Origin of the sequence: Cedecea colo (assembly GCF_011808225.1) — a bacterium.
Lineage (GTDB): Bacteria > Pseudomonadota > Gammaproteobacteria > Enterobacterales > Enterobacteriaceae > Dryocola > Dryocola colo.
Genome location: NZ_SOYS01000010.1, coordinates 105,946 through 129,930, shown reverse-complemented (window position 1 = coordinate 129,930; position 23,985 = coordinate 105,946). Strand labels below are relative to the sequence as shown.

Below are 23,985 nucleotides of genomic sequence, written 5' to 3'. Positions count from 1 at the left end.
ACCAGGATAGCGCCGTCCATCTGCGCAGCACCGGTGATCATGTTTTTAACGTAGTCGGCGTGTCCCGGGCAGTCAACGTGCGCGTAGTGGCGGGTCGGGGTGTCATATTCAACGTGGGAAGTGTTGATGGTGATACCACGAGCTTTTTCTTCCGGCGCGTTATCGATCTGATCGAATGCACGGGCAGAACCACCGTAGGTTTTAGCCAGAACGGTAGTGATTGCAGCGGTCAGCGTTGTTTTACCATGGTCAACGTGGCCGATAGTACCGACGTTAACGTGCGGTTTTGTACGTTCAAATTTTTCTTTAGACACGGCTATGTTCCTTACTGTTGTGCTCCCCCCTCGAGGAGAGAGCACGGGATAATTGTTTTAAAACCTGGGCTTATTTACCACGGGCTTCGATTACGGCCTGAGCAACGTTGTTTGGCGCATCATCATACTTCAGGAATTCCATGGAGTAGGATGCACGACCTTTAGTCAGAGAGCGCAACTGAGTTGCATACCCGAACATTTCAGACAACGGAACTTCAGCATGAATCTGAACGCCAGTAGCGTTAGATTCTTGACCTTTCAACTGACCACGACGACGGCTAAGGTCACCGATAACGTCACCGGTGTTCTCTTCCGGAGTCTCTACTTCAACCTTCATGATAGGCTCAAGCAGAACTGGTTTCGCTTTCTTAAAGCCATCTTTGAAGGCGATAGAAGCGGCCAGTTTAAACGCCAGCTCGGAGGAGTCAACGTCGTGGTAAGAACCGAAGTGCAGACGCACGCCGAGGTCTACTACCGGGTAACCAGCCAGTGGGCCAGACTTCAGCTGTTCCTGAATGCCTTTATCAACGGCAGGGATGTATTCACCAGGAATTACACCACCTTTGATGTCGTTGATGAACTCATAGCCTTTCGGATTTGAGCCCGGCTCCAGTGGGTACATGTCGATAACAACATGACCATACTGACCGCGACCACCAGACTGCTTAGCATGTTTACCTTCAATATCGGTAACTTTCGCGCGAATCGCTTCGCGGTAAGCAACCTGAGGTTTACCGACGTTCGCTTCAACGTTGAATTCACGCTTCATGCGGTCAACGATGATGTCGAGGTGCAGCTCACCCATACCAGCGATGATAGTCTGGTTAGATTCTTCATCAGTCCATACGCGGAATGATGGATCTTCTTTCGCCAGACGACCCAGAGCCAGACCCATTTTTTCCTGGTCAGCTTTGGTTTTTGGTTCTACTGCGATGGAGATTACCGGCTCTGGGAATTCCATGCGCTCCAGAATGATAACGTTGTCTGGGTCACACAGGGTGTCACCAGTAGTCACGTCTTTCAGACCGATTGCAGCAGCGATATCGCCCGCGCGAACTTCTTTGATCTCTTCACGTTTGTTAGCGTGCATCTGAACGATACGGCCAAAACGCTCACGAGCAGCTTTAACGGAGTTCACTACGGTATCACCGGAGTTAACCACGCCAGAGTACACGCGGAAGAAGGTCAGGTTACCTACGAACGGGTCGGTAGCAATTTTGAATGCCAGAGCAGCAAACGGCTCTTCGTCGCTTGCGTGACGCTCAGCAGGCGTGTCTTTACCGTCGTCCAGCATACCGTTGATAGCCGGTACGTCTGTAGGTGCTGGCAGGTAATCGATTACCGCATCCAGCATTGCCTGTACGCCTTTGTTCTTGAACGCAGAACCACAGGTCACGAGAATAATCTCGTTGTTCAGAACGCGCTGACGCAAAGCAGACTTGATTTCTTCCTCGGTCAGCTCTTCGCCGCCCAGGTATTTTTCCATCAGCTCTTCAGATGCTTCAGCCGCAGACTCGATCAGGTTCTGATGCCATTCTTCGGCCAGTTCCTGCATGTCTGCCGGGATCTCTTCGTATTCGAAGGTCACGCCAGCGTCGGCTTCGTTCCAGTTGATAGCCTTCATTTTCACCAGGTCAACAACACCGGTGAAGCCTTCTTCGGCACCAATCGCCAGCTGAAGCGGAACAGGAGTCGCGCCCAGACGGGATTTGATTTGGCCTACAACTTTCAGGAAGTTAGCACCCATACGGTCCATTTTGTTAACGAACGCGATGCGTGGAACTTTGTATTTGTTAGCCTGACGCCATACGGTCTCAGACTGTGGCTGAACACCACCAACTGCGCAGTAAACCATTACCGCACCGTCAAGCACACGCATGGAACGTTCAACTTCGATAGTGAAGTCAACGTGCCCTGGGGTGTCGATGATGTTTACGCGGTGTGGTTCATACTGCTTAGCCATACCAGACCAGAATGCAGTAGTCGCTGCGGAGGTGATAGTGATACCACGTTCCTGCTCCTGCTCCATCCAGTCCATGGTTGCTGCGCCGTCATGAACTTCACCGATTTTGTGGTTTACACCGGTGTAGAACAGAATACGTTCGGTAGTAGTGGTTTTACCGGCGTCGATGTGTGCACTGATACCGATGTTACGGTAGCGTGCAATGGGTGTTGTACGAGCCATTTGATTCCTCTATATCCTGGGACGTTCAGTTAAGTAACCCAAAGCGGGCAGCTTGTATGAAGCGCCCGCCTGGTGACTAATACTCCGAAGGGATTACCAACGGTAGTGTGCGAACGCCTTGTTGGCTTCTGCCATACGGTGAACGTCTTCACGTTTCTTAACTGCAGTACCTTTGTTTTCTGCAGCATCAGAAAGTTCGTTCGCCAGGCGCAGAGCCATGGATTTATCACCGCGTTTACGAGCAGCTTCTACGATCCAACGCATTGCCAGGGCATTACGACGAACCGGACGGACTTCTACTGGAACCTGATAAGTAGAACCACCTACGCGGCGGGACTTAACTTCGACAGTCGGACGAACGTTGTCCAGAGCGACTTCGAATGCTTCCAGTTCGTTTTTACCAGAACGCTGAGCCAGGGTCTCCAGCGCGGTATAGACGATTGCTTCTGCAGTAGATTTCTTACCATCTACCATCAGAATGTTTACAAATTTGGCCAGCAGTTCTGATCCGAACTTAGGATCCGGCAGAATTTTACGCTGACCTATGACGCGACGACGTGGCATGGGAATACTCCGTTGTTAATTCAGGATTGTCCAAAACTCAAAGAGTTAAGTTTGACATTAATATAAAACGTTTGGCCTTACTTAACGGAGAACCATTAAGCCTTAGGACGCTTCACGCCGTACTTAGAACGAGATTGCTTACGGTCTTTAACGCCGGAGCAGTCAAGTGCACCACGAACGGTGTGGTAACGAACACCTGGCAAGTCTTTTACACGACCACCACGGATCAGGATCACGGAGTGCTCCTGCAGGTTATGACCTTCACCGCCGATGTAGGAGGTAACTTCAAAACCGTTAGTCAGACGAACACGGCAAACTTTACGCAGTGCGGAGTTCGGTTTTTTAGGAGTGGTAGTATATACACGAGTACATACGCCACGTTTTTGCGGGCAGGCTTCCAGCGCAGGCACGTTGCTTTTTGCAACTTTGCGTGCGCGTGGTTTGCGAACCAGCTGGTTAACTGTTGCCATTAAATAGCTCCTGGTTTTAGCTTTAGCTTCGTAAACACGTAATAAAACGACCTCATATAATATGAGGACGCAGAATTTTAGGGCTGAGCCGAAAAGGTGTCAAGAAATATACAGCGATCCTGGATTACCAGGTCATCTGCCGTTCGTGTTTAACCGTCAATCTGACGAAATCATTATAGCTGACCACGTCGATTTTGGATGAAATTTGAGCGGTAAGGCCGCGTGCTTCGAGATCCTCTCGCAGAGCGCTGACAGATATGGAGGCAGCGAGCAGCAATTCAAGGTAGCGACTGCCTTTTATTGCGGCAACCACGCCATCTTGCAGCAGCAGTAAATCGTCTCCTGCCTTCACACAGCGCAGGAGCGTTTCAGGATCGGCGTTAAAAGGCGAGTGGCGTAAAATATGCAGCATGTGCGCCTCAGAAAGTAAGAATTATATCGAACTGATGCAGCGTTTCCCGCAGCGCATCCGGATTCAGAAGGTTCACATCCACAACCCACGCACTGTTTTCAGATAACCCGCGCACTCGCGCAGACTCGGTGCAAAGGTAGCACTGCTCGATATCGTAGAGCGGCAGCACGCGAAACGTCGCGATATAGTCGCGAGAAAGAATTTTTTCAGGCTGCTGGCCGGGTAAAATCTGAAATACGCCGTCGCCGATAAAGAAAACGCCGATATCTTCAGATAACGCAGAGGTGGCGAGCAGGGCATCCAACCCTTCGCGCCCTGCGGAAGTACCGTGAGGCGCGGAGGTAAACACAAAAGCCACGCGCTTCATCAGAACTGCACCATTCTTTCACAGGTGAGCGAGGCTTCCGCCAGCGCGCCCAGACCACTCAATGTAAAACCAGCCTGGAGATTGCTTGCGGACAGCGCATGCTGTTTTGCCTCGACGTCATCAATCACGCCACGGCGCAATGCCGCAGCAACGCAAATATGTAGCTCTACGCCATGCCGCTCGTGAAGTTCTTGCCACGCCCGCACCAGATCGGCTTCGTCGCTCGCAGGCGTGGTAAGCGCATTAGCATTAAGTACGCCTTCACGATAGAAAAAAACGCTGCTTAAGGTGTGCCCCTCGTCAACGACAGCTCTGGCAAACTGTAACGCGCTGCTCGCCTGTTGCGTGCCATAAGCCGGGCCGGTCACCATCATAGCGAAACGCATTTACTTTTCCTGTCCCAGAAAATCACCGTTTTTGAACTGGCGAATATAGAGATAAACCGTGTGCTTAGAGATATTCAGACGGTCTGCCACTTGGTTAATCGCATCTTTAATATCGAAGATGCCCTTTTCGTACAGGTTGAGAACAATCTGGCGATTTTTAGCGTTATTAGAGACGTTGCGATCGGCGTTCACCTCTTCGATGGTGAATTCCAGCGTTTGCATCACCAGGTCTTCAACGGAAGAAGCGAAGTTGACCGAAGACGGCCCTTCCTGATCCTGCGTTTCTGGCGGGATGAAGGTCGACATAACCTGGGAGAAAGGTACATCGAGGTTCATGTTGATGCAAAGGAGGCCAATCACACGCTGGTCTCGATTGCGGATAGCGATAGTAACGGATTTCATCAGCACGCCGCTTTTAGCGCGCGTAAAGTAGCACTTAGACACGCTGCTATCTGCTCCGGTCATATCGTGGAGCATGCGCAAAGCCAAATCGGTAATCGGAGAACCAATTTTTCGCCCGGTGTGTTCACCGTTTGCAATACGAATTGCTGAACACTTCAGATCCTGAAGGGAATGCAGCACGATTTCGCAATGGGAACCAATCAGCATCGCTAACCCATCAACGACCGCTTCATAGGATTTTAATATTTCGAAGTCGGTTTGTTCAAAGGGACGCTGGTCCAGTAAATCGAGTTCACTGGTTTCGTTGGTTAAAAGCGAATTGGACATTTAAAAATACCACCCTCTACAGAGAGCCTGTCGCGCTTTAATGGTGTCAGGGCAGACTCAAACTCAGGAAATGCTGACCGCTAAGGTAATACACCGTAAGACCCGCTTTCCAGTCTTTATTATTATATGCCGCTACAAATAAAAAACCGCCGCCCCTGGAGGCGGCGGTTAATCACTGATTACTTGCTTTTAGCAGCTTCTGCTTCAGCAGCAACATCGGGTTTGGCGTCAGCTTTAGGAGCCGGTTTGATATCCAGCAGCTCTACTTCAAAGACCAGCGTAGAGTTAGCAGGGATTCCCGGAACGCCAGTTTTGCCGTAGGCCAGCTCTGGTGGGATAACCATTTTGATTTTGCCGCCTTTCTTGATGTTTTTCAGGCCTTCGGTCCAGCCTGGAATCACACCGTCAAGACGGAAGGAGAGCGGCTCGCCGCGGGTGTAGGAGTTGTCGAACTCTTTACCGTCGATCAGCGTACCTTTGTAGTTTACTACTACGGTATCGCTGTCTTTCGGCGCATCACCGGTGCCTTCTTTATCTATTTTATACAGCAGACCGGTAGAAGAGGTTTTCACACCTTTTTCTTTTGCGAAAGCGTCACGGAAGGTTTTGCCTTTATCCGCATTTTCTTTCGCGTCTTTTTCCATTTTCGCCTGAGCGGAAGCCTTCACGCGCGCTTCAAACGCCTGCAGAGTTTGCTCAATTTCCTGGTCAGACAGTTTACTCTTATCGGCAAACGCATCCTGAACGCCGGCGATAAGCTGAGCTTTATCCAGCGTGATGCCCAGCTTTTCTTGTTCTTTCAGGGAGTTTTCCATGTAACGGCCAAGCGAAGCACCCAGCGCATACGCAGACTTCTGATCGTCATTTTTGAATGCCGCATTGCTGGCAGGCGCAGCCGCGGTATCTTTTGCGGCAGCGGCCGGAGCAGCAAACGCCGGAGCGCTCAGGGCAACAGCCATCGTGGCCGCCAGAAGCGTTACTTTAAACAATGATTTCATCCATTTCTCCAGGGCCGGGGCCTCTAACCCCAAGGTTATTTTCAACTAAGAGACGTACTATAACGTCGCGGGAGAAATCTACACAATCTCTGCGCTCGTTATCGAGTCAAATTCAGACTCTTTTTGTATAAAGAAGTTTCGTGCAGCGGCAAATGGCGCTGTAACGAGAGGTAATTTTCAGTAGAATCGCGGGAAATCGTCCATCTGCAGGCCAAAGAGGTAAGCCATGCAACAAAAATCGACCGAACAACGGCTGGAAGAACTTGAGAGTCGTCTCGCGTTCCAGGAGATAACGATAGAAGAGTTAAATCAGACGGTAACGGCGCACGAACTGGAGATGGTCAAACTGCGCGAGCATTTTCGTTTGCTGGTTGAAAAATTGAAGGCCAGCCAGCCGTCTATGGTTGCCTCACAGGCCGAGGAGACTCCGCCTCCGCACTATTAATTCGCTCCAGTAAAAGAAAAAGGCGTATCCGAGATACGCCTTTTTTATCGCTTATATAAAGCTTAGTGGCAACCGCAGCCGCCGTTGCCGCCACAACCACCTTTACCGTGGTCATGATCGTGGTCGTGATCGTGGCCGTGACCGCCACAGCAACCGTCACCGTGTTCGTGGTGATGATCGTGCTCGCCGTGAACGTGGCCATGGGCCAGCTCTTCAGCAGTTGCTTCACGGATTGCGATAACTTCAACGTTGAAGTTCAGGTTTTGGCCTGCCAGCATGTGGTTTCCGTCAACCACAACGTGGTCGTCTTCAACTTCTGTGATTTCAACCGGCACCGGCCCCTGGTCGGTTTCCGCCATGAAACGCATGCCAACCTGCAGTTCGTCAACGCCCATAAAAACGTCTTTCGGTACGCGTTGTACCAGGTTTTCGTCATACTGACCATAAGCGTCGTTAGCGCCTACGCTCACATCAAAACGATCGCCAACAACGTGGCCTTCAAGCGCGTTTTCCAGCCCTGAAATCAGGGAGCCGTGACCATGCAGATAGTCCAGCGGCGCACTCACCGGAGACTCATCAACCAACACACCGTCTTCTGTACGTACCTGATAGGCCAGGCTGACCACCAGGTCTTTTGCTACTTTCATGATATCTCCTGAGCGTGGGAAAAAAACTGGCGACGATTGTAGCGGAAATCGACGCCGGTGTACCCTTAAGCTTAAAAAAACTCGGGGGATCTCGCTAGTCCGGATGAAAAATGCCGATCACCTGCTCTTGCTCGCGTACATGTTCACGGGCCTGTTTGTCCGCTTCACGCATCTGGTGTCCGCACTTAACGCACTCAACAATATCAACATTATTCTCGCGCCACATCGCAAGAGAATCCTGCGCCTGGCAATGAGGGCACACTGCCCCGGCAATAAAACGCTTGCGCACTGACATTGGCTTCACCTTCTATTCGAATTCGTCCCAGCCATCAAACTGGCGACGCTCTTGTTGCATTTCGCGTTCAAAAATCTCTTCCAGCTCCCGACGCGCTTCCCGCACTCTGGAAATCTGCGCGGTATCGGTATGGATTGGCATAAGCTCGCGCAGCATGCTCATATCCAGACGACGAAAATGCTGTTGCGCACGATGCGCCTGATGAGGATGCATACCGAGCGTCATCAGGGTCTTGCGCCCTAACTCCAGCGCGCTGGAAAACGTCTCGCGCGAGAACTGTTTCACGCCTGCCTGTAACAGCTCATGCGCTTCGACGCGTCCTCTGGCGCGCGCCAGAATCGACAGATGCGGAAAGTGTTGTTGACACAAATGAACGATCCTCATCGTATCTTCCGGCGCGTTACAGGTAATAACAATAGATTTTGCCGCTTCCGCACCCGCCGAGCGCAGCAGTTCAAGCTCTGTCGCGTCGCCGTAATAAACTTTATAACCGTATTTACGCATCAGGCTAACGGAACTGATATCCCGCTCCAGCACCGTGATGCGCATTTTATTGGCCATTAAAAGACGGCCAATCACCTGCCCGAAACGCCCGAAGCCAACGATAATCACCTGCGGAAGGTCATCTTCAACGTAAGGCTTCTCGGCCGGCTCTTCATCGCTGTTAAAACGCCGCGCAAGCACGGCATCCACGCCCCTCATTAATAATGGCGTGGTCATCATGGATAGCGTGACCGTAACCAACAGCAATGGCATCTGATCGCCCTGAAACAGCTTCTGCGAAGAGGCGGTAGAAAAAAGGACGAAAGCGAACTCCCCGCCCTGGCTCAGCACGCCGGAAAACTGCAGCCTTTCAGAACTACGCAAACCATAAACGTGGGAGATACCGTAGAGTACTCCGAACTTCACCGCCACCAGCGCAATAACGCCGAGGATCACGAATAATAAATGGGTATAGAGCACGCCCAGATTCAGCGCCATCCCAACGGAGATAAAGAACAGCCCCAGCAATAATCCCTTAAACGGATCGATGGCGATTTCCAGTTCGTGCCGATATTCGCTTTCCGCCAGCAGCACGCCCGCAATAAACGTCCCCAGCGCCATTGAAAGACCCAGCATATCCATAAACAGAGCCGAGCCCAGCACCAGCAGCAACGCCGCAGCCGTAAAGACTTCACGCACGCCAGAACCGGCAATAAAACGGAACAGAGGCCGCAGCAGATAACGGCCACCAATCAGCATGCCGGCAAAAGCAAGCACCTTAAAACCGACCTTTATCCAGTCCGTGTGGCCGTTGTCATTGCCCGCCAGCAGCGGCACAAGCGCCAGTGCGGGAATAACAGCCAGATCCTGAAACAGCAGTACGGAAAACCCGAGCTGCCCCGCTTCGTTACGGTTCATCCCCTTATCGCGCATCAGTTGCAAAGCCATCGCGGTCGAAGACATCGCAAGCCCGATACCGCCAATAACAGCGGCCTGCCAGGAGAATTTTGTCAGAATCAGCAGCCCGGCGAGGATAACGGCGCTCAGGACAACCTGCGCTGCGCCAACGCCAAAGATCGAACGCCGTAGCTTCCAGAGCTTTGAAGGGTTCAGCTCCAGCCCAATGATGAACATCAGGAACGCCACGCCCATCTCAGAGAAGTGAAGAATTTCCTCCACGTCGCTGATAAAACCTAAGCCCCACGGCCCGATAGCGATGCCCGCCAGCAGGTAGCCCAGCACCGCACCAATGCCCAGACGGGCAGCAACAGGAACGGTGACGACCGCCGCGAATAAAAACAAGACTCCAGCGAACAATAGCTCAGAACTGTGCATCAGCGTCCTCCCGGCGGTAGCGGCGAAGCCAGCCATTCGCCATAGGCTTTCGCGTGGCTGGCCAGTTCCTGTGGGGACTGGCGTCGCGCCCAATAAACGACGATGGGATTCATCCAGTGCATACGGCACATCGCCGCAGTGAGTTCAAAAGGCCGCAAAATGTCGCTTAGCGGAAAACGGTTAAAGCCATCGTGACGGTAAGCGCCTTCTGGTTCTCCCGTAGTGATGACGCTCCGCCAGTACTTTCCCGCAAGAGCGGTGCCTCCCACGCCGCTGGCAAAGCCGCGGCTTAGCACGCGGTCCAGCCACTCTTTAAGTAGCGCCGGGCAGCTATAGGTATAAAGCGGGTGTTGAAAGACGATAACGTCATGCTTTTGCAGCAAGGCTTGTTCATGATAGATATCGATAAAAAAATCGGGATAGTGCGCATAAAGATCATGCACGGTAACATTTTCCAGTAGCCCGGCCGGTTGGAGCAAAACCCGGTTTGCCACCGAGTCCTGAGATTCCGGATGGGCATACAGCAGCAAAACTTTCGGCGGCTGCGACATCATTACCCTCCAGGGCGTCGTCATAGTGATTTTTTTGGGCTACCATGCAGCCCGACGCGATACCCAACGCATCACGTTACCTGAATAGAATGACAATTTAACATACTCTGAACATACGGCGCTTTATGATTGTTTTCTCCTCGTTACAAATTCGTCGCGGCACTCGCGTTCTGCTGGATAACGCCACCGCCACCATTAACCCAGGCCAGAAAGTGGGCCTTGTGGGTAAAAACGGCTGCGGTAAATCCACGCTGCTGGCGCTGTTAAAGAACGAGATAAGCGCCGATGGCGGCAGCATGACTTATCCGGGCAACTGGGCGCTGGCCTGGGTTAATCAGGAAACGCCGGCGCTGGAAGTCCCCGCCGTTGAATACGTTATCGACGGCGACCGTGAGTTCCGTCAGCTTGAAGCCGAACTGGCTCAGGCAAACGTTGTTAACGACGGCCACGCTATCGCTCTTATACACGGCAAGCTTGATGCGGTAGATGCCTGGACTATTCGCTCCCGCGCCGCAAGCCTGCTTCACGGGCTAGGATTCAGCAACGAGCAGCTCGAACGTCCGGTCAGTGATTTCTCCGGCGGCTGGCGCATGCGTTTAAACCTGGCGCAGGCGCTGATTTGCCGCTCGGATTTATTGCTGCTCGATGAACCGACCAACCACCTGGATTTGGACGCCGTAATCTGGCTGGAAAGATGGCTAAAAAACTATCCCGGCACGCTAATCCTTATCTCGCATGACCGTGACTTCCTCGATCCGGTAGTCGGCAAAATTATCCATATCGAACAGCAAAGCATGTTCGAGTACACCGGCAACTACTCTTCGTTCGAAGGCCAACGCGCTACGCGCCTTGCTCAGCAGCAGTCGATGTATGAAAGCCAGCAGGAGCGCGTGGCGCATCTGCAAAGCTTTATCGATCGTTTTAAAGCGAAAGCCTCTAAAGCGAAGCAGGCTCAGAGCCGGGTCAAAATGCTGGAGCGTATGGAACTGATTGCCCCGGCGCACGTGGATAATCCGTTCCACTTTAGTTTCCGCGCGCCGGAAAGCCTGCCCAACCCGCTGCTGCGTATGGAAAAAGTCAGCGCGGGCTACGGTGACCGCGTGATCCTGAACTCTATCAAGCTGAATCTGGTTCCCGGTTCGCGCATTGGCCTGTTAGGCCGCAACGGCGCGGGTAAGTCAACGCTTATCAAATTGCTGGCGGGTGAACTGGCTCCGCTGCAGGGTGATATCGGTCTGGCGAAGGGCATCAAGCTCGGCTACTTTGCACAGCATCAGCTCGAATATCTGCGTGCGGATGAATCGCCGCTCATGCACCTCGCGCGTATCGCGCCACGAGAACTGGAGCAACAGCTGCGCGATTATCTGGGCGGCTTTGGTTTCCAGGGCGATAAAGTTACTGAGCAAACGGCACGTTTCTCCGGCGGTGAAAAAGCCCGCCTGGTGCTGGCGCTGGTTGTCTGGCAGCGTCCTAACCTGCTGCTGCTCGATGAACCAACCAACCACCTCGATCTCGACATGCGCCAGGCGCTGACCGAAGCGCTGATTGATTTCGAAGGCGCGCTGGTCGTTGTCTCGCACGACCGCCACCTGCTGCGTTCAACCACCGACGAGCTCTATCTGGTACACGACGGAAAAGTCGAAGGCTTTGATGGCGATCTGGAAGATTATCAGCAATGGCTAAGCGTTCTGCAAAAGCAGGATAACCAGCCAGAAGACGCGGCGAAAGATAATGCCAACAGCGCGCAGTCGCGTAAAGATCAGAAACGCCGCGAGGCAGAGTTACGCACCCAAACCCAACCGCTGCGCAAGCAAATTACCCAGCTTGAGAAACAGATGGAAAAGCTGAATGCGCAACTGGCGGACGTAGAAGCGAAGCTGGCTGACAGCGCTATTTACGAGCAAAGCCGTAAAGCAGAAATGACCGAATGTCTGCAAAGCCAGGTGAAGGTAAAATCGGCGCTCGAAGAATGCGAAATGGCATGGCTGGACGCCCACGAGCGGTTAGAACAGGTGATGCAGGGCGAATAATCGCCCCCGTCAAAGCTAGTTTAATGCCAGATTAGCAGCACACAGGCCGCCGTCAGCAGGCCCATAAAGACGTTAAAGGTGGCCCAGGCGCGGCGGCTGCGCAGGAGTTTGCCAATCAGGCTGCCAAAGGCAATCCAGATAACGCCGGCCACGATGTTGACCAGAGCGATGCCGATGCTGATCAACACCACGGAATGCAGATACTCTGCACCGGCAAGGCTAAAACTGGCTACCGCGCCAAGCGCCATCAGCCATGCTTTCGGGTTGATAACCTGAAGCAAGCCGCCCTGCCAGAACGGAACTGGCGCGGGCGGCGGTGCATCCGTTTCCAGGCGTTCGTAGCTCGCCGTACCGATTTTCCATGCCAGCCATAAAAGATAAGCACTACCGGCAATCTTCAGGATAAGGTGCAACGCCGGGTAAACCAGAATCAGGCTGCCGACGCCGCAGGCTACCAGCAGTAAAATGCACTGCATGCCCAGCATGATGCCTATCATTAGCGGTAAACTGCGCAAAAAACCGTAGTTGGCTCCGGACGAGGTAAGTAACGTATTATTAGGACCCGGTGTGATGGCTGCGACCCAAAGAAAACCAAGCATTGAAAAAAAAAGCGTTTCCATGTCGTGGGTGCTCCACACCCAAAAGTAATAATTAACAAACAAAATGAAACTAACAGTGTGATATGGCCAGGACAAGCCCCGTAGTGTTGAATTTTCATCATGATGACGGCCAGGAATTCCGCCCGATGCGCGGACTGAGCAACCCTCACCTGCAAACCATGCTGCCGCGTGTGATCCGTCGTCGAGTCAATTTTAAACCTCACTGGCAGCGTCTCGATATGCCGGATGGGGACTTTGTCGATCTCGCCTGGAGTGAAGATCCACGCCTGGCCGCTGATAAACCGCGCCTGGTGGTTTTCCATGGCCTGGAGGGCAGCCTGCATAGCCCCTACGCTCACGGCCTGATGGAAGCCGCCAAAAATCGCGGCTGGCTGGGCGTGGTAATGCATTTCCGCGGCTGTAGCGGCGTGCCTAACCGCATGAAGCGCATCTACCACTCCGGTGAAACCGAAGACGGCACCTTTTTTCTGAACTGGCTTAACCAGCGCTATGGCGACGTGCCCACGGCGGCGGTCGGTTTTTCTCTCGGCGGGAATATGCTGGCCTGCCTGATGGCGAAACAGGGCGTGGACTGCACGTTAAAAGCAGGTGTCGTGGTCTCCGCTCCGCTGATGCTTGAACAGTGCTGCTACCATATGGAACAAGGCTTCTCGCGTTTCTATCAGCGTTATCTCTTAAACCTGCTGAAAAAGAATGCCGCACGCAAGCTTCGTAGCTACCCCGGCACGCTTCCTGTTGATTTAAGGCAGCTAAAAGGGGTACGCCGCATCCGTGATTTTGACGATCTTATTACTTCAAAAATCCATGGCTTTGCCGACGCGCTGGATTATTACCGCCAGTGCAGCGCCATGCCGTTATTACCGGAGATAGCTAAACCTACGCTTATCATCCATGCTAAAGACGATCCGTTTATGGATCACCATGTCATTCCTGATAAGGCATGTTTACCCGCAAACATTGAATATCAACTCACCAGCCATGGCGGGCATGTCGGCTTTGTCGGCGGCACGCTGCGCAAACCTGAAATGTGGCTTGAGCAACGTATTCCTGACTGGCTGACAAAGTATCTGGATAACTAGCATGATTATTCCCTGGCAGGATCTCGACGCTGAAACGCTCGATAATCTCATTGAATCCTTTGTGTTGCGCGAGGGTACAGATTATGGTGAACAAGAACGCTCGCTGTCTCAGAAGGTCGCAGATGTTAAACGGCAGCTGCAGAGCGGCGAGGCGGTTCTGGTCTGGTCAGAGCTTCATGAAACGGTGAACATTATGCCGCGTGGGCAATTCCGCGGCTGACGATTCGTTGTATGGGGCACGGTCTGTACCGCATAATTTTTAATCCCCATGGAGTTGTCACCCTATGTCAGCCAAACATCCGGTTATTGCCGTCACAGGTTCCAGCGGTGCAGGAACCACCACCACCAGCCTGGCCTTTCGTAAGATATTCCAGCAGCTTAACCTGCGCGCCGCAGAAGTCGAAGGGGACAGCTTCCATCGTTATACCCGTCCGGAAATGGATCTGGCTATCCGTAAAGCGCGCGATCTTGGCCGCCATATCAGCTATTTCGGACCAGAAGCTAATGATTTCGGCCTGCTTGAGCAGACCTTTGCTGAATACGGACGCAGCGGCCAGGGGAAATCACGCAAATACCTCCACACTTATGACGAAGCCGTGCCATGGGACCAGGTGCCCGGCACGTTCACACCCTGGCAACCGCTGCCGGAACCAACGGATGTCCTCTTTTACGAGGGGCTGCACGGCGGCGTAGTCACTCCGCAGCACGATGTCGCGAACTATGTGGATTTACTGGTAGGCGTGGTGCCCATCGTTAACCTTGAGTGGATTCAAAAACTGGTGCGCGACACAGGCGAACGCGGCCACTCCCGCGAAGCGGTCATGGATTCCGTCGTCAGATCGATGGATGACTATATCAATTACATCACACCGCAGTTCTCACGCACCCATATCAACTTCCAGCGCGTTCCGACGGTAGATACTTCGAATCCGTTTGCGGCGCGCGGCATTCCGTCTCTGGATGAAAGCTTCGTGGTGATTCACTTCCGCGGCCTGGATGACATCGATTTTCCTTATCTGCTGGCCATGTTGCAGGGCTCTTTCATTTCCCACATCAATACATTGGTAGTGCCAGGCGGGAAAATGGGGCTGGCAATGGAGTTGATTATGACGCCGCTGGTGCAACGGCTGGCGGAAGGCAGAAAAGTCGTTTAGGGCGACAATCCGCCGTCATTAGGTGGCGGCAAAGAAGGAAAAAGCGTGGTTTTTCCTTCTTTGGCATCGAGCTGCTGAAAATCAATAAATTAATTTTCCCGTTAATTTTACCAAAGATGTATTTCAGCGCTTCGCAAGCCATGAGGTTTGTCATCAGGCTAAGGGCGACAATCCGCCGCCCTTAGCCTGTTAAGCTTCGATAACTTCATAGCTGTGCGTGATATTTGCGGCTTTCTCAAGCATCAGCGCAACCGAACAATATTTCTCGGCGGACAGATCTACGGCGCGGGACACGGCATTGTCCTTCAGGTCTTTGCCGGTCACGATGAAATGCAGGTTGATATGGGTAAACAGACGCGGCGCTTCTTCGCGACGTTCAGACGTCAGTTTCACCTCGCAATCCGTCACGTCGTGGCGGCCTTTTTGCAAAATAGACACCACGTCGATGGCGCTACAACCTCCCGCAGCCATCAGTACCATCTCCATCGGGCTGGGTGCTTTATCACCTGAATTCCCGTCCATCAGAACCTGGTGACCTGAAGCCGATTCACCCAGGAACGTTAACCCCTCAACCCATTTAACTCGTGCCTGCATTTTGCTTACTCCTATTGAAGAAATTTCCTTTCAGAGTACGCGGATGCGGCAAAACTGGCAACGGAAGGCGACCTGCGTCATGCTGAAACGAGACAATAGGAGACACCTGTCAAAAGCTATGCTAAAACAATCCGGATGCAACATTCGATACATTGATGTGATGGATGTCTGCAGAGGACATCACTAATTACAGGCGGCAAGCTTGACTTGCAGGCCATTTCCCCCGAGTGGGATATATTCTAACGATTGCAACGCCGGGCAGGAGGTTTTGCATCCCGCCTTTGGTAGCCAGTTTATAACAGAGGATAACCGCGCATGGTGCTTGGCAAACCGCAAACAGACCCGACCCTCGAATGGTTCTTGTCCCATTGCCACATTCATAAGTATCCATCGAAAAGCACGCTGATCCACCAGGGTGAAAAAGCAGAGACGCTGTATTACATCGTCAAAGGCTCTGTGGCAGTGCTGATCAAAGATGAAGAGGGCAAGGAAATGATCCTCTCCTATCTGAATCAGGGCGATTTTATCGGTGAATTAGGCCTGTTTGAAGAAGGTCAGGAGCGCAGCGCCTGGGTTCGTGCGAAAACGGCGTGCGAAGTGGCTGAAATTTCTTATAAAAAATTCCGCCAGCTTATCCAGGTCAACCCGGACATTCTGATGCGTCTGTCTTCCCAGATGGCGCGTCGCCTGCAGGTCACGTCAGAAAAAGTAGGTAACCTTGCCTTCCTCGACGTCACCGGCCGCATTGCTCAGACGCTGCTGAATCTGGCAAAACAGCCTGACGCCATGACCCACCCGGATGGTATGCAGATTAAAATTACCCGCCAGGAAATCGGTCAGATTGTTGGCTGCTCCCGCGAAACAGTAGGCCGTATCCTGAAAATGCTGGAAGATCAAAACTTGATTTCAGCTCACGGTAAAACGATCGTCGTTTACGGCACTCGTTAATCTCCGTCCACAAAATGGCGTGTCGCTTCGGTAACACGCCTTTTTTATCTCTACACTTCCTTCGCCAGCGCTAAATAATTTGCGTTGCAGCCAGGCGGCAAGGGAGTGACAAAATCTGCGTAAGCCGTTTCGAACGCTGCACACAGCGGCCCCTGGAAGGGGGAATAATCCCCAGCAGCTTACTTAAATAAGTGTCCGGGATAAGTAAACGCAGCCAACATCCCTTGCAGCTTGAAGTATGATGAATCTATGTGGCGCCGACTGATTTATCACCCTGAGGTTAACTATGCACTGCGGCAAACGCTGGTGCTGTGTCTTCCCGTGGCGGTAGGTCTGATGCTGGGCAGCCTGCAAAATGGCCTGCTTTTCTCATTAGTGCCTGCATGCTGCAATATTGCCGGTCTGGATACACCCCATAAACGCTTCTTCCGGCGGTTGATTATCGGCGGTAGCCTGTTTGCACTCAGCAGCCTGATTATGCAGCTTTTGCTGCTTTATACTTCGGTTCCCCTTCCCGTCATTTTACTGGCGATGGCGCTGCTGCTGGGCGTCACCGCGGAGATTAGCGCGCTTCATGCCCGGCTGCTGCCCGCCTCGCTAATTGCAGCAATTTTCACGCTCAGCATGGCCGGGAATATGCCCATCTGGAAACCAATGCTGCTGTATGTTTGCGGCACCATCTGGTACGGAGGGTTTAACTGGTTCTGGTACTGGCTATGGCGCGAACAGCCGCTGCGTGAGTCGTTAAGCCTGCTCTACCGCCAGCTTGCAGACTATTGCGAAGCCAAATATGGCTTATTAACCCAGCACACGGATCCGGAAAAAGCGCTGCCGCCCCTGCTCGCCCGGCAGCAAAAAGCCGTCGACCTGATCACCGTTTGTTATCAACAGCTGCACATGCTGGCGGCTAACCAGCAGAACGGTTATAAACGCCTGCTGCGCGTCTTCCAGATTGCCCTCGATCTTCAGGAGCACATCTCGGTTAGCCTGCACCAGCCGGAAGAGGTGCAAAAGCTCGTGGAACAGAGCCATGCCGAAGCCGTCATTCGCTGGAATGCGCAAACTATCGCAGCACGGTTACGCGTGCTGGCCGACGACATTCTGTATCACCGCTACCCGCGGCGTTTTGTGATGGATAAGCAAATCGAAGCGCTGGAGAAAATTGCGCGCCAGCACCCCGACAATCCCGTCGGACAATTCTGCCACTATCACTTCAGCCGCATCGCGCGCGTCCTGCGAACCCAGCGTCCTCTCTATGTGCGCGACCTGATGGAAGATCGCCAGCGCCGTCTGCCGCTGTGGGATGCGCTTAAAAGCTATCTGTCATTTAAATCTGCCGCGCTGCGTAACTCAGCCCGGCTCGGCGTTATGCTGACCATTGCCAGCCTGCTCGGCGCCTCTTTGCATCTGCCTAAGCCCTACTGGATCCTGATGACCGTCATGTTTGTGACGCAAAACGGCTACGGTGCGACACGGGTGCGTATCCTGCACCGTTCGGCTGGCACCATGGCCGGGCTGGCGATCGCCGGTTTCACCCTGCACTTCCATTTTCCACAATATATCGCCTTAACCGCGATGCTTATCATCACGCTGGTGAGCTATCTCTTTATTCGCAAAAGCTACGGCTGGGCAACCATTGGTTTTACCGTCACCGCTGTTTATACCCTGCAATTGATTACGCTGAGCGCCGAGCAATATATCGTGCCCCGCCTGATAGATACCCTGCTCGGCTGTCTGATTGCCTTTGGCGGCATGGTCTGGCTATGGCCGCAGTGGCAAAGCGGCCTGCTGCGCCAGAATGCCCACGACGCGCTGGAAAACGACCAGAATGCTATCCGCTTGATATTGAGCTCTAACCCTGAACCCACGCCGCTGGCTTATCAGCGCATGAAGGTAAATCAGGCCCACAATGCGCTGTTTAACTCTCTCAATCAGGCGATGCTGGAGCCGGGATTTAATTCGCATTATCTGGAAGACATGAAACTGTGGGTGACCCATAGCCAGTTTATCGTTGAACATATCAATGCGATGACCACGCTGGCGCGAGAGCACAACATGCTCACGCCGGATCTGGCGCAGCGTTATTTGCAGGCCTGTGAAATCGCCCTGCAACGATGCCAGCAGAGACTTGAATATGACGGGGCCGGGGAGACGAAAAACGCAACCATTCTGGATGCTGAAGCGCTGCCCACCGGGCCATTAAGCACCATGGAGCAGCATTTACAGCGGGTACTTGGGCACCTCAACATCCTGCATACCATTTCGTCAGTAGCATGGCGTCAGCGCCCGCATCATGGCATCTGGCTGAACCGCCGTCTGGGACGGCCGTAGGGTGCATAAACGAAGCGCTATCCAGCAAAAAACGTTGGATGGCGCCGGCTTAGCCGTCTATAAAACCCCGGCTATCTTGCTGACGGCTTTCGCAAAGCGCTGCATACCCTCTTCGATGTCAGCATCGTCCACAATCAGCGAGGGCGCAAAGCGCATCACGTCCGGACCAGCGTTCAGCACCATCACCCCTTCATGCGCGGCGGCATACAGGAATTCACGCGCGCGTCCTTTATACTGTGGCTTCAATTCTGCGCCAATCAGCAAACCCATGCCGCGAATATCACTGAATACGTCAAACTGCTCACCGATCTGCTGCAAATGCTTCACAAGCAGCTGACGCTTCCTCGTTACGCCCTTCAGAACTTCCGGCGTATTGATGATATCGAACGCGGCGCCTGCTACAGCGCAGGCCAAAGGATTGCCGCCGTAGGTTGAGCCATGGGCGCCCACGTGGAACGCTGAAGCGATTTCCTGCGTTGTCAGCATCACGCTCACCGGGAAACCGCCGCCGAGCGCCTTGGCGCTGGTCAGAATATCCGGCGTCACGCCATAGTGCATATAGGCAAACAGCTCGCCGGTACGGCCCATGCCGGTCTGTACTTCATCGAACACCAATAGCGCATTATGCTCATCGCACAGTTCGCGCAGCCCTTGCAGGAATTCAGGCGTTGCGGCGGTAACTCCGCCCTCGCCCTGAATCGGCTCAACGACAATCGCGCAGGTGTGGTCATCAATGACGGCTTTGACCGCATGCAGATCGTTAAACGGCACATGAATAATATCGGCAGGCTTCGGGCCAAAGCCGTCAGAATACTTTGGCTGCCCGCCAACCGAAACGGTAAACAGCGAACGGCCGTGGAAAGCGTTATGGAAGGCGATAATTTTGGATTTGTACGGGCTATGGCGAGTGGAAGCGTAGTAGCGCGCCAGTTTGAACGCGGTTTCGTTCGCCTCGGTGCCGGAATTCATAAACAGCACGCGCTCGGCAAAAGTTGCATCAATCAGCTTGCGACCCAGACGCAGAGCGGGTTCGTTGGTAAATACGTTACTGGTATGCCACAGCGTTTCGCCCTGGGTTTTTAACGCTTCCACCAGCGCCGGATGGCAGTGGCCCAGCGCCGTCACCGCGATACCGCCGGCGAAATCAACGTACTCTTTGCCCTGCTGATCCCACACCCGGCTTCCCTTTCCCTTTACCGGAATAAACTCCGCTGGTGCATAAACCGGCAGAATAACTTCATCAAAAGTCGCGCGGGTAATTGCTGATTGTTCAGTTGTCATTGATTTCCCATCCAGTTTTATACAGAAGAGATTTGTGAAAATATAATCACAAAATATGCATAAAAAATCATTAACTGGCAATAAAAAATCAACGATTAAGGAAATTGGCCAGCAGCCGGTGTCCCTGCTCACTGAGAATACTTTCAGGATGGAACTGCACGCCTTCCAGTTCCAGCTCGCGGTGGCGGATGCCCATAATCTCGCGTTTACCGCTCCAGGCGGTGACGACAAAACTGTCCGGCAACGTCGCGGGGTCGATAATCAATGAATGGTAACGCGTTACGGTAAGGGGATTATTCAGGCCGCTGAATACGCCGCTGTTATCGTGGGAAACGGCTGAGGTTTTGCCGTGCATAACCTTTTGGGCACGGATAATCGTGGCACCAAACGCCTGCGCAATAGCCTGATGGCCCAGGCAAACCCCGAGGATGGGCAGTTGACCTGCAAAATGTTCAATGGCCGCAAGCGAGATCCCGGCCTCTGTTGGCGTACAGGGGCCGGGAGAAATCACGAGCTTCGCGGGTGCGAGGGCGGCAATTTCCGCAAGCGTGAGCTCATCGTTACGCTTTACCACCACTTCAGCGCCAAGCTCGCAAAAATACTGATACAGATTCCAGGTGAAAGAATCGTAATTGTCGATAAGCAGTAACATGGCGGCTCCGGTAGAATAAAGAACCGCGCTATTCTATTCGCTTTCTCGCGCCTCGCTCACCACTTTAGTAAAAATCGCCGTGAGCGGCTTAAGGTCGCCCAGGGCTCCCGCCTGGTTGGCGGCCTGCCAGACATCCTGTTCTGTTTTGCTCCAGTCCAGCGTATAGCCCGCATGGATGGCCAGCTGTTCGAAGAACACACGCTGCGCCCGGCCACTGCCGATACGGAACGGATGAAGCACGTTTATTTCACAGTAGTAGTATGCCAGCCGCTCGATAAATTCCGGCTTCTCAAGATCGGTCAGGTAGCGTTCATCCTCCAGCTCCTGCATCAAATCGTTGCCTTCGTTTTCGATATACTCAAAATGACAGAAACGCGTATCACCCTGATAGATATCTACTTTCCTCAGCTCACCGGCCCAGTCGAAAACGTCCTGGAAAAGCTGCTGATGAATAGAACACAGCCACGGCAGGCCCATGCGCATCGGGCCGAGTTCGATGGTGGCCGCCCGTAACGCGGTAAGTTCAGCCTCAGCTTCTTGCAGCCGTTGCGCCTCATGTATGTTAAGCCGGTTACGCAGGACATGAATACCAGACCAGAAATAGGGATCGCGCCCTTCGCCAAATTTATCGCTCATAGTGACCCCGCACTTCGCTAATGCGAGTCAGGGCTTCATCACGCGTGAGCGTAATCAGCGCAACTTCAACGCCTTCCAGCCGATTGCTGGCCTGAAATGAGCGGCTGCGCTGCTGCTGCCACAGACGGGATTTTTGCTTTTCGGTGAGTTTCTTGCCCATATCGCCTCCCTTAATGCATTGCTGTTTTGCCACAAGTATAAGCAGCATTCTGCACTGTTGCCGGGGAGTGGGCAGAGCGCGAGCCAAAACGACCCGCGCGCAGGGGTTTAAGGCAGGACCTTAGCAGAGAGGATAACTATCGGTTTTGAGGGAACATTCTGGTAAGGACCGACGTCATGCGACTGAACCTGCGAAATCTTGTCAGCCACGTCCATCCCTTTCACAACTTTACCAAATACCGCATAGCCGAAGTCGCGCTGGCCGTGATCGAGGAAAGCGTTGTCCGCAACGTTTATGAAGAACTGGCTGGTTGCGCTGTCTTTATCTGCGGTACGTGCCATAGAGATGGTGCCGCGAGCGTTACGCAGGCCGTTATCCGCTTCGTTTTTAATCGGCGGGTTCGGCTGCTTCTGATTCATATCCTCAGTAAAACCGCCGCCCTGAATCATAAAGCCCGGGATTACCCGATGAAAAGTGGTGTTGTTATAGAAACCGCTGTTGACGTAATCAACAAAGTTCTTCACCGATACGGGGGCTTTTTGGCTATTTAATTCAAGCTCAATATTACCGGCGGAAGTCGTCAGTAAAACGTGGGGATCGCCGCTTGCCGCCAGCGCAGCAGGAGAAATAGCCGAGATGGCGAATACAGCTGCAACAGCCGCCAGAGTCGATTTGAACATCAGGAATTCCTTACGAAGGCAGTGAATGAAGCAAGTTGCTAGAGTGTAAAGAGGCGGGGCACCGGGCGCCAGCCCTTTACGGTTTTTTACTTTCCCGCAAATCAATAGCTTGCATAAATGAATCGATTTTACAGATTTAAATATGTGAGCCAATTCATGAAATGAGCGGCAATTTACAAACATAATTACATTGAATGTTTAAATAGATCACGTTCATGGATAAAATTCACCCGCTCTCAGCGCCGTCAATGCGCTTTACACTTCTATTCACAGGCAAGATATGACTAACAGCAACCGTACCAAGCTGCTATGGATCAGCTTTTTCTCCTACGCCCTGACCGGTGCGTTGGTGATTGTCACCGGGATGGTGATGGGAAACATCGCAGAATACTTCCAGTTGCCCGTTTCCAGCATGAGTAATACCTTCACCTTCCTGAACGCCGGCATTCTGATCTCAATCTTCCTGAACGCCTGGCTGATGGAAATCGTGCCGCTGAAAACCCAGTTACGCTTTGGCTTCGGGCTAATGATCCTGGCCGTAGCCGGGCTGATTCTGGGCCATAATCTGACTATCTTCTCCGCTTCGATGTTTGTTCTGGGTCTGGTCAGCGGGATCACCATGTCGATTGGTACTTTCCTCATCACCCATATGTATGAAGGCCGTCAGCGCGGTTCACGCCTGCTGTTTACCGACTCTTTCTTCAGCATGGCGGGGATGATCTTCCCGATGATTGCCGCGATTCTTCTGGCGCGCAGCATCAACTGGTACTGGGTCTACGTCTGCATCGGTCTGGTGTACGTTGCTATTTTCCTGCTGACTCTGGGCTGTGAATTCCCGGCGCTGGGCAAACACGCGAAAAAAGATGACGCTCAACCGGTCGCGAAAGAAAAATGGGGCATCGGCGTGCTGTTTCTGTCTGTCGCGGCGCTGTGCTACATCCTCGGCCAGCTGGGCTTCATCTCGTGGGTTCCTGAATACGCCAAAAGCCTGGGCATGAACATTAACGACGCAGGCACGCTGGTGAGCGATTTCTGGATGTCGTACATGGTCGGCATGTGGATTTTCAGCTTCGTTCTGCGCTTCTTCGATCTGCAGCGCATACTGATGGTGCTGGCGGGTGCAGCAACGGTGCTGATGTACCTGTTCAACACCGGCGAACCCGCGCACCTGGCGTGGTTTATCCTGGCTCTGGGCTTCTTCTCCAGCGCGATTTATACCACCATCATTACGCTTGGTTCGCTGCAAACTAAAATCGCTTCGCCGAAGCTGGTTAACTTCGTCCTGACCTGCGGTACCATCGGCACCATGTTGACCTTCGTGGTTACCGGCCCGATTGTTGCCCACAGCGGCCCACATGCGGCGCTGCAAACCGCAAACGGACTGTACGCCGTGGTCTTTGTGATGTGTGTGATGCTCGGTCTGGTGACCAAACACCGCCAGCATAACGCAGCGGCTGCTACTCACTAAGTTTGCCGCCCTCTCTCCTGCCGGGGAGAGGGTTCTTCTTCGGTAACCCTTTACCGCATTTCAGCCGCAGGCGCTGAACCAATTCGAGTTTCATCTCCGTTGTAACGCTATTATTTTTACCTCACGCCCCGATCCGCCCAACGCCACCTTCTGGCGAAAAAGCAACCAATT

28 protein-coding genes are annotated in these 23,985 nt (G+C 53.0%); 8 read left to right on the top strand and 20 right to left on the bottom strand.

Features of this window, described 5'->3' with window-relative positions:
* From E2L00_RS18450 to fkpA, 9 genes are all read right to left on the bottom strand, one after another.
* On the bottom strand, window positions 1-314 hold a 314-nt coding region (locus E2L00_RS18450; protein ID WP_044643658.1), incomplete at its 3' end, for a GTP-binding protein.
* Between the two features lie 70 nt (window positions 315-384).
* On the bottom strand, window positions 385-2,499 hold the full coding sequence (fusA, locus tag E2L00_RS18445; RefSeq protein WP_167614295.1) for an elongation factor G: 2,115 nt from the start codon (window positions 2,497-2,499) through the stop codon (window positions 385-387).
* Between the two features lie 93 nt (window positions 2,500-2,592).
* Window positions 2,593-3,063, bottom strand: a complete 471-nt coding sequence (gene rpsG, locus E2L00_RS18440) for a 30S ribosomal protein S7 (protein WP_017803037.1) — start codon at window positions 3,061-3,063, stop codon at window positions 2,593-2,595.
* Between the two features lie 95 nt (window positions 3,064-3,158).
* Window positions 3,159-3,533: a 30S ribosomal protein S12 gene (rpsL, locus tag E2L00_RS18435; RefSeq protein ID WP_003023654.1), complete on the bottom strand. Its 375-nt coding sequence runs from the start codon at window positions 3,531-3,533 to the stop codon at window positions 3,159-3,161.
* Window positions 3,534-3,657: 124 nt separating this feature from the next.
* Window positions 3,658-3,945 carry a sulfurtransferase complex subunit TusB gene (gene tusB / locus E2L00_RS18430; RefSeq protein WP_167614293.1) on the bottom strand — a complete coding sequence of 96 codons (288 nt, stop codon included), beginning with the start codon at window positions 3,943-3,945 and terminating at the stop codon, window positions 3,658-3,660.
* A 7-nt stretch (window positions 3,946-3,952) separates the two neighbouring features.
* Entirely contained in the window at window positions 3,953-4,312 is a 360-nt protein-coding gene (tusC, locus tag E2L00_RS18425; protein WP_167614291.1) for a sulfurtransferase complex subunit TusC, read from the bottom strand.
* Complete coding sequence (tusD, locus tag E2L00_RS18420; protein ID WP_167614289.1) at window positions 4,312-4,698, bottom strand: sulfurtransferase complex subunit TusD; 387 nt, start codon at window positions 4,696-4,698, stop codon at window positions 4,312-4,314. Before tusD ends, tusC begins: the two co-directional genes overlap by 1 nt.
* Complete coding sequence (locus tag E2L00_RS18415; RefSeq protein ID WP_167614287.1) at window positions 4,699-5,427, bottom strand: helix-turn-helix transcriptional regulator; 729 nt, start codon at window positions 5,425-5,427, stop codon at window positions 4,699-4,701. It lies immediately after the preceding gene.
* Between the two features lie 179 nt (window positions 5,428-5,606).
* Window positions 5,607-6,425, bottom strand: a complete 819-nt coding sequence (gene fkpA, locus E2L00_RS18410; RefSeq protein ID WP_167614285.1) for an FKBP-type peptidyl-prolyl cis-trans isomerase — start codon at window positions 6,423-6,425, stop codon at window positions 5,607-5,609.
* 226 nt (window positions 6,426-6,651) lie between these two features.
* On the opposite strand from fkpA, the gene E2L00_RS18405 reads away from it, so the two are divergent.
* Window positions 6,652-6,870, top strand: a complete 219-nt coding sequence (locus E2L00_RS18405; protein WP_167614283.1) for a protein SlyX — start codon at window positions 6,652-6,654, stop codon at window positions 6,868-6,870.
* Window positions 6,871-6,932: 62 nt separating this feature from the next.
* Here E2L00_RS18405 and slyD read toward each other — a convergent pair whose 3' ends face one another.
* The 4 genes from slyD to kefG form a co-directional block, all read right to left on the bottom strand.
* Window positions 6,933-7,517, bottom strand: coding sequence for a peptidylprolyl isomerase (gene slyD, locus E2L00_RS18400; RefSeq protein ID WP_167614281.1), 585 nt, complete (start codon window positions 7,515-7,517; stop codon window positions 6,933-6,935).
* A 94-nt stretch (window positions 7,518-7,611) separates the two neighbouring features.
* Window positions 7,612-7,812: a YheV family putative zinc ribbon protein gene (locus E2L00_RS18395; protein WP_167614279.1), complete on the bottom strand. Its 201-nt coding sequence runs from the start codon at window positions 7,810-7,812 to the stop codon at window positions 7,612-7,614.
* 12 nt (window positions 7,813-7,824) lie between these two features.
* A complete protein-coding gene (gene kefB, locus E2L00_RS18390; protein WP_167614277.1) occupies window positions 7,825-9,630 on the bottom strand; it encodes a glutathione-regulated potassium-efflux system protein KefB in 1,806 nt (601 codons plus the stop codon).
* A complete protein-coding gene (gene kefG / locus E2L00_RS18385) occupies window positions 9,630-10,184 on the bottom strand; it encodes a glutathione-regulated potassium-efflux system ancillary protein KefG (RefSeq protein ID WP_167614303.1) in 555 nt (184 codons plus the stop codon). The genes kefB and kefG overlap by 1 nt, the downstream gene beginning before the upstream one ends.
* 122 nt (window positions 10,185-10,306) lie before the next feature.
* Here kefG and E2L00_RS18380 point away from each other — a divergent pair, with 122 nt between their 5' ends.
* Window positions 10,307-12,211 (top strand): ABC transporter ATP-binding protein, encoded by a 1,905-nt coding sequence (locus E2L00_RS18380; RefSeq protein ID WP_167614275.1) that lies wholly within the window; start codon window positions 10,307-10,309, stop codon window positions 12,209-12,211.
* Window positions 12,212-12,231: 20 nt separating this feature from the next.
* Here E2L00_RS18380 and E2L00_RS18375 read toward each other — a convergent pair whose 3' ends face one another.
* Window positions 12,232-12,831, bottom strand: coding sequence for a LysE family translocator (locus E2L00_RS18375; RefSeq protein ID WP_167614274.1), 600 nt, complete (start codon window positions 12,829-12,831; stop codon window positions 12,232-12,234).
* Window positions 12,832-12,893: 62 nt separating this feature from the next.
* Between E2L00_RS18375 and E2L00_RS18370 the strand changes: the two genes are divergently transcribed.
* The 3 genes from E2L00_RS18370 to E2L00_RS18360 all read left to right on the top strand — a co-directional run bounded on the left by E2L00_RS18370 (window position 12,894) and on the right by E2L00_RS18360 (window position 15,064).
* Window positions 12,894-13,910, top strand: a complete 1,017-nt coding sequence (locus E2L00_RS18370) for a hydrolase (RefSeq protein ID WP_167614272.1) — start codon at window positions 12,894-12,896, stop codon at window positions 13,908-13,910.
* A 1-nt stretch (window position 13,911) separates the two neighbouring features.
* On the top strand, window positions 13,912-14,130 hold the full coding sequence (locus E2L00_RS18365; protein WP_121267448.1) for a YheU family protein: 219 nt from the start codon (window positions 13,912-13,914) through the stop codon (window positions 14,128-14,130).
* A 64-nt stretch (window positions 14,131-14,194) separates the two neighbouring features.
* A complete protein-coding gene (locus tag E2L00_RS18360; protein ID WP_167614270.1) occupies window positions 14,195-15,064 on the top strand; it encodes a phosphoribulokinase in 870 nt (289 codons plus the stop codon).
* Between the two features lie 189 nt (window positions 15,065-15,253).
* On the opposite strand, the gene E2L00_RS18355 is transcribed toward E2L00_RS18360, so the two are convergent.
* Window positions 15,254-15,658 carry an OsmC family protein gene (locus tag E2L00_RS18355; protein ID WP_167614268.1) on the bottom strand — a complete coding sequence of 135 codons (405 nt, stop codon included), beginning with the start codon at window positions 15,656-15,658 and terminating at the stop codon, window positions 15,254-15,256.
* Window positions 15,659-15,973: 315 nt separating this feature from the next.
* On the opposite strand from E2L00_RS18355, the gene crp reads away from it, so the two are divergent.
* The gene (gene crp / locus E2L00_RS18350; protein WP_000242758.1) at window positions 15,974-16,606 is read left to right on the top strand and encodes a cAMP-activated global transcriptional regulator CRP; all 633 of its coding nucleotides are present in this window, start codon (window positions 15,974-15,976) and stop codon (window positions 16,604-16,606) included.
* A 249-nt stretch (window positions 16,607-16,855) separates the two neighbouring features.
* Window positions 16,856-18,937 carry a YccS/YhfK family putative transporter gene (locus tag E2L00_RS18345; protein ID WP_167614266.1) on the top strand — a complete coding sequence of 694 codons (2,082 nt, stop codon included), beginning with the start codon at window positions 16,856-16,858 and terminating at the stop codon, window positions 18,935-18,937.
* A gap of 57 nt (window positions 18,938-18,994) precedes the next feature.
* On the opposite strand, the gene argD is transcribed toward E2L00_RS18345, so the two are convergent.
* The 5 genes from argD to ppiA all read right to left on the bottom strand — a co-directional run bounded on the left by argD (window position 18,995) and on the right by ppiA (window position 22,346).
* On the bottom strand, window positions 18,995-20,218 hold the full coding sequence (gene argD, locus E2L00_RS18340; protein WP_167614264.1) for a bifunctional acetylornithine/succinyldiaminopimelate transaminase: 1,224 nt from the start codon (window positions 20,216-20,218) through the stop codon (window positions 18,995-18,997).
* A gap of 88 nt (window positions 20,219-20,306) precedes the next feature.
* Window positions 20,307-20,870 carry an aminodeoxychorismate synthase component 2 gene (gene pabA, locus E2L00_RS18335; protein ID WP_167614262.1) on the bottom strand — a complete coding sequence of 188 codons (564 nt, stop codon included), beginning with the start codon at window positions 20,868-20,870 and terminating at the stop codon, window positions 20,307-20,309.
* 33 nt (window positions 20,871-20,903) lie between these two features.
* The gene (locus tag E2L00_RS18330; protein WP_167614260.1) at window positions 20,904-21,506 is read right to left on the bottom strand and encodes a putative adenosine monophosphate-protein transferase Fic; all 603 of its coding nucleotides are present in this window, start codon (window positions 21,504-21,506) and stop codon (window positions 20,904-20,906) included.
* Window positions 21,496-21,666 (bottom strand): YhfG family protein, encoded by a 171-nt coding sequence (locus E2L00_RS18325; RefSeq protein WP_167614258.1) that lies wholly within the window; start codon window positions 21,664-21,666, stop codon window positions 21,496-21,498. Before E2L00_RS18325 ends, E2L00_RS18330 begins: the two co-directional genes overlap by 11 nt.
* A 107-nt stretch (window positions 21,667-21,773) precedes the next feature.
* Window positions 21,774-22,346 (bottom strand): peptidylprolyl isomerase A, encoded by a 573-nt coding sequence (gene ppiA / locus E2L00_RS18320; RefSeq protein ID WP_167614256.1) that lies wholly within the window; start codon window positions 22,344-22,346, stop codon window positions 21,774-21,776.
* Between the two features lie 280 nt (window positions 22,347-22,626).
* Between ppiA and tsgA the strand changes: the two genes are divergently transcribed.
* Window positions 22,627-23,814, top strand: a complete 1,188-nt coding sequence (tsgA, locus tag E2L00_RS18315; protein WP_167614254.1) for an MFS transporter TsgA — start codon at window positions 22,627-22,629, stop codon at window positions 23,812-23,814.
* The last annotated feature ends 171 nt before the right edge of the window (window positions 23,815-23,985 follow it).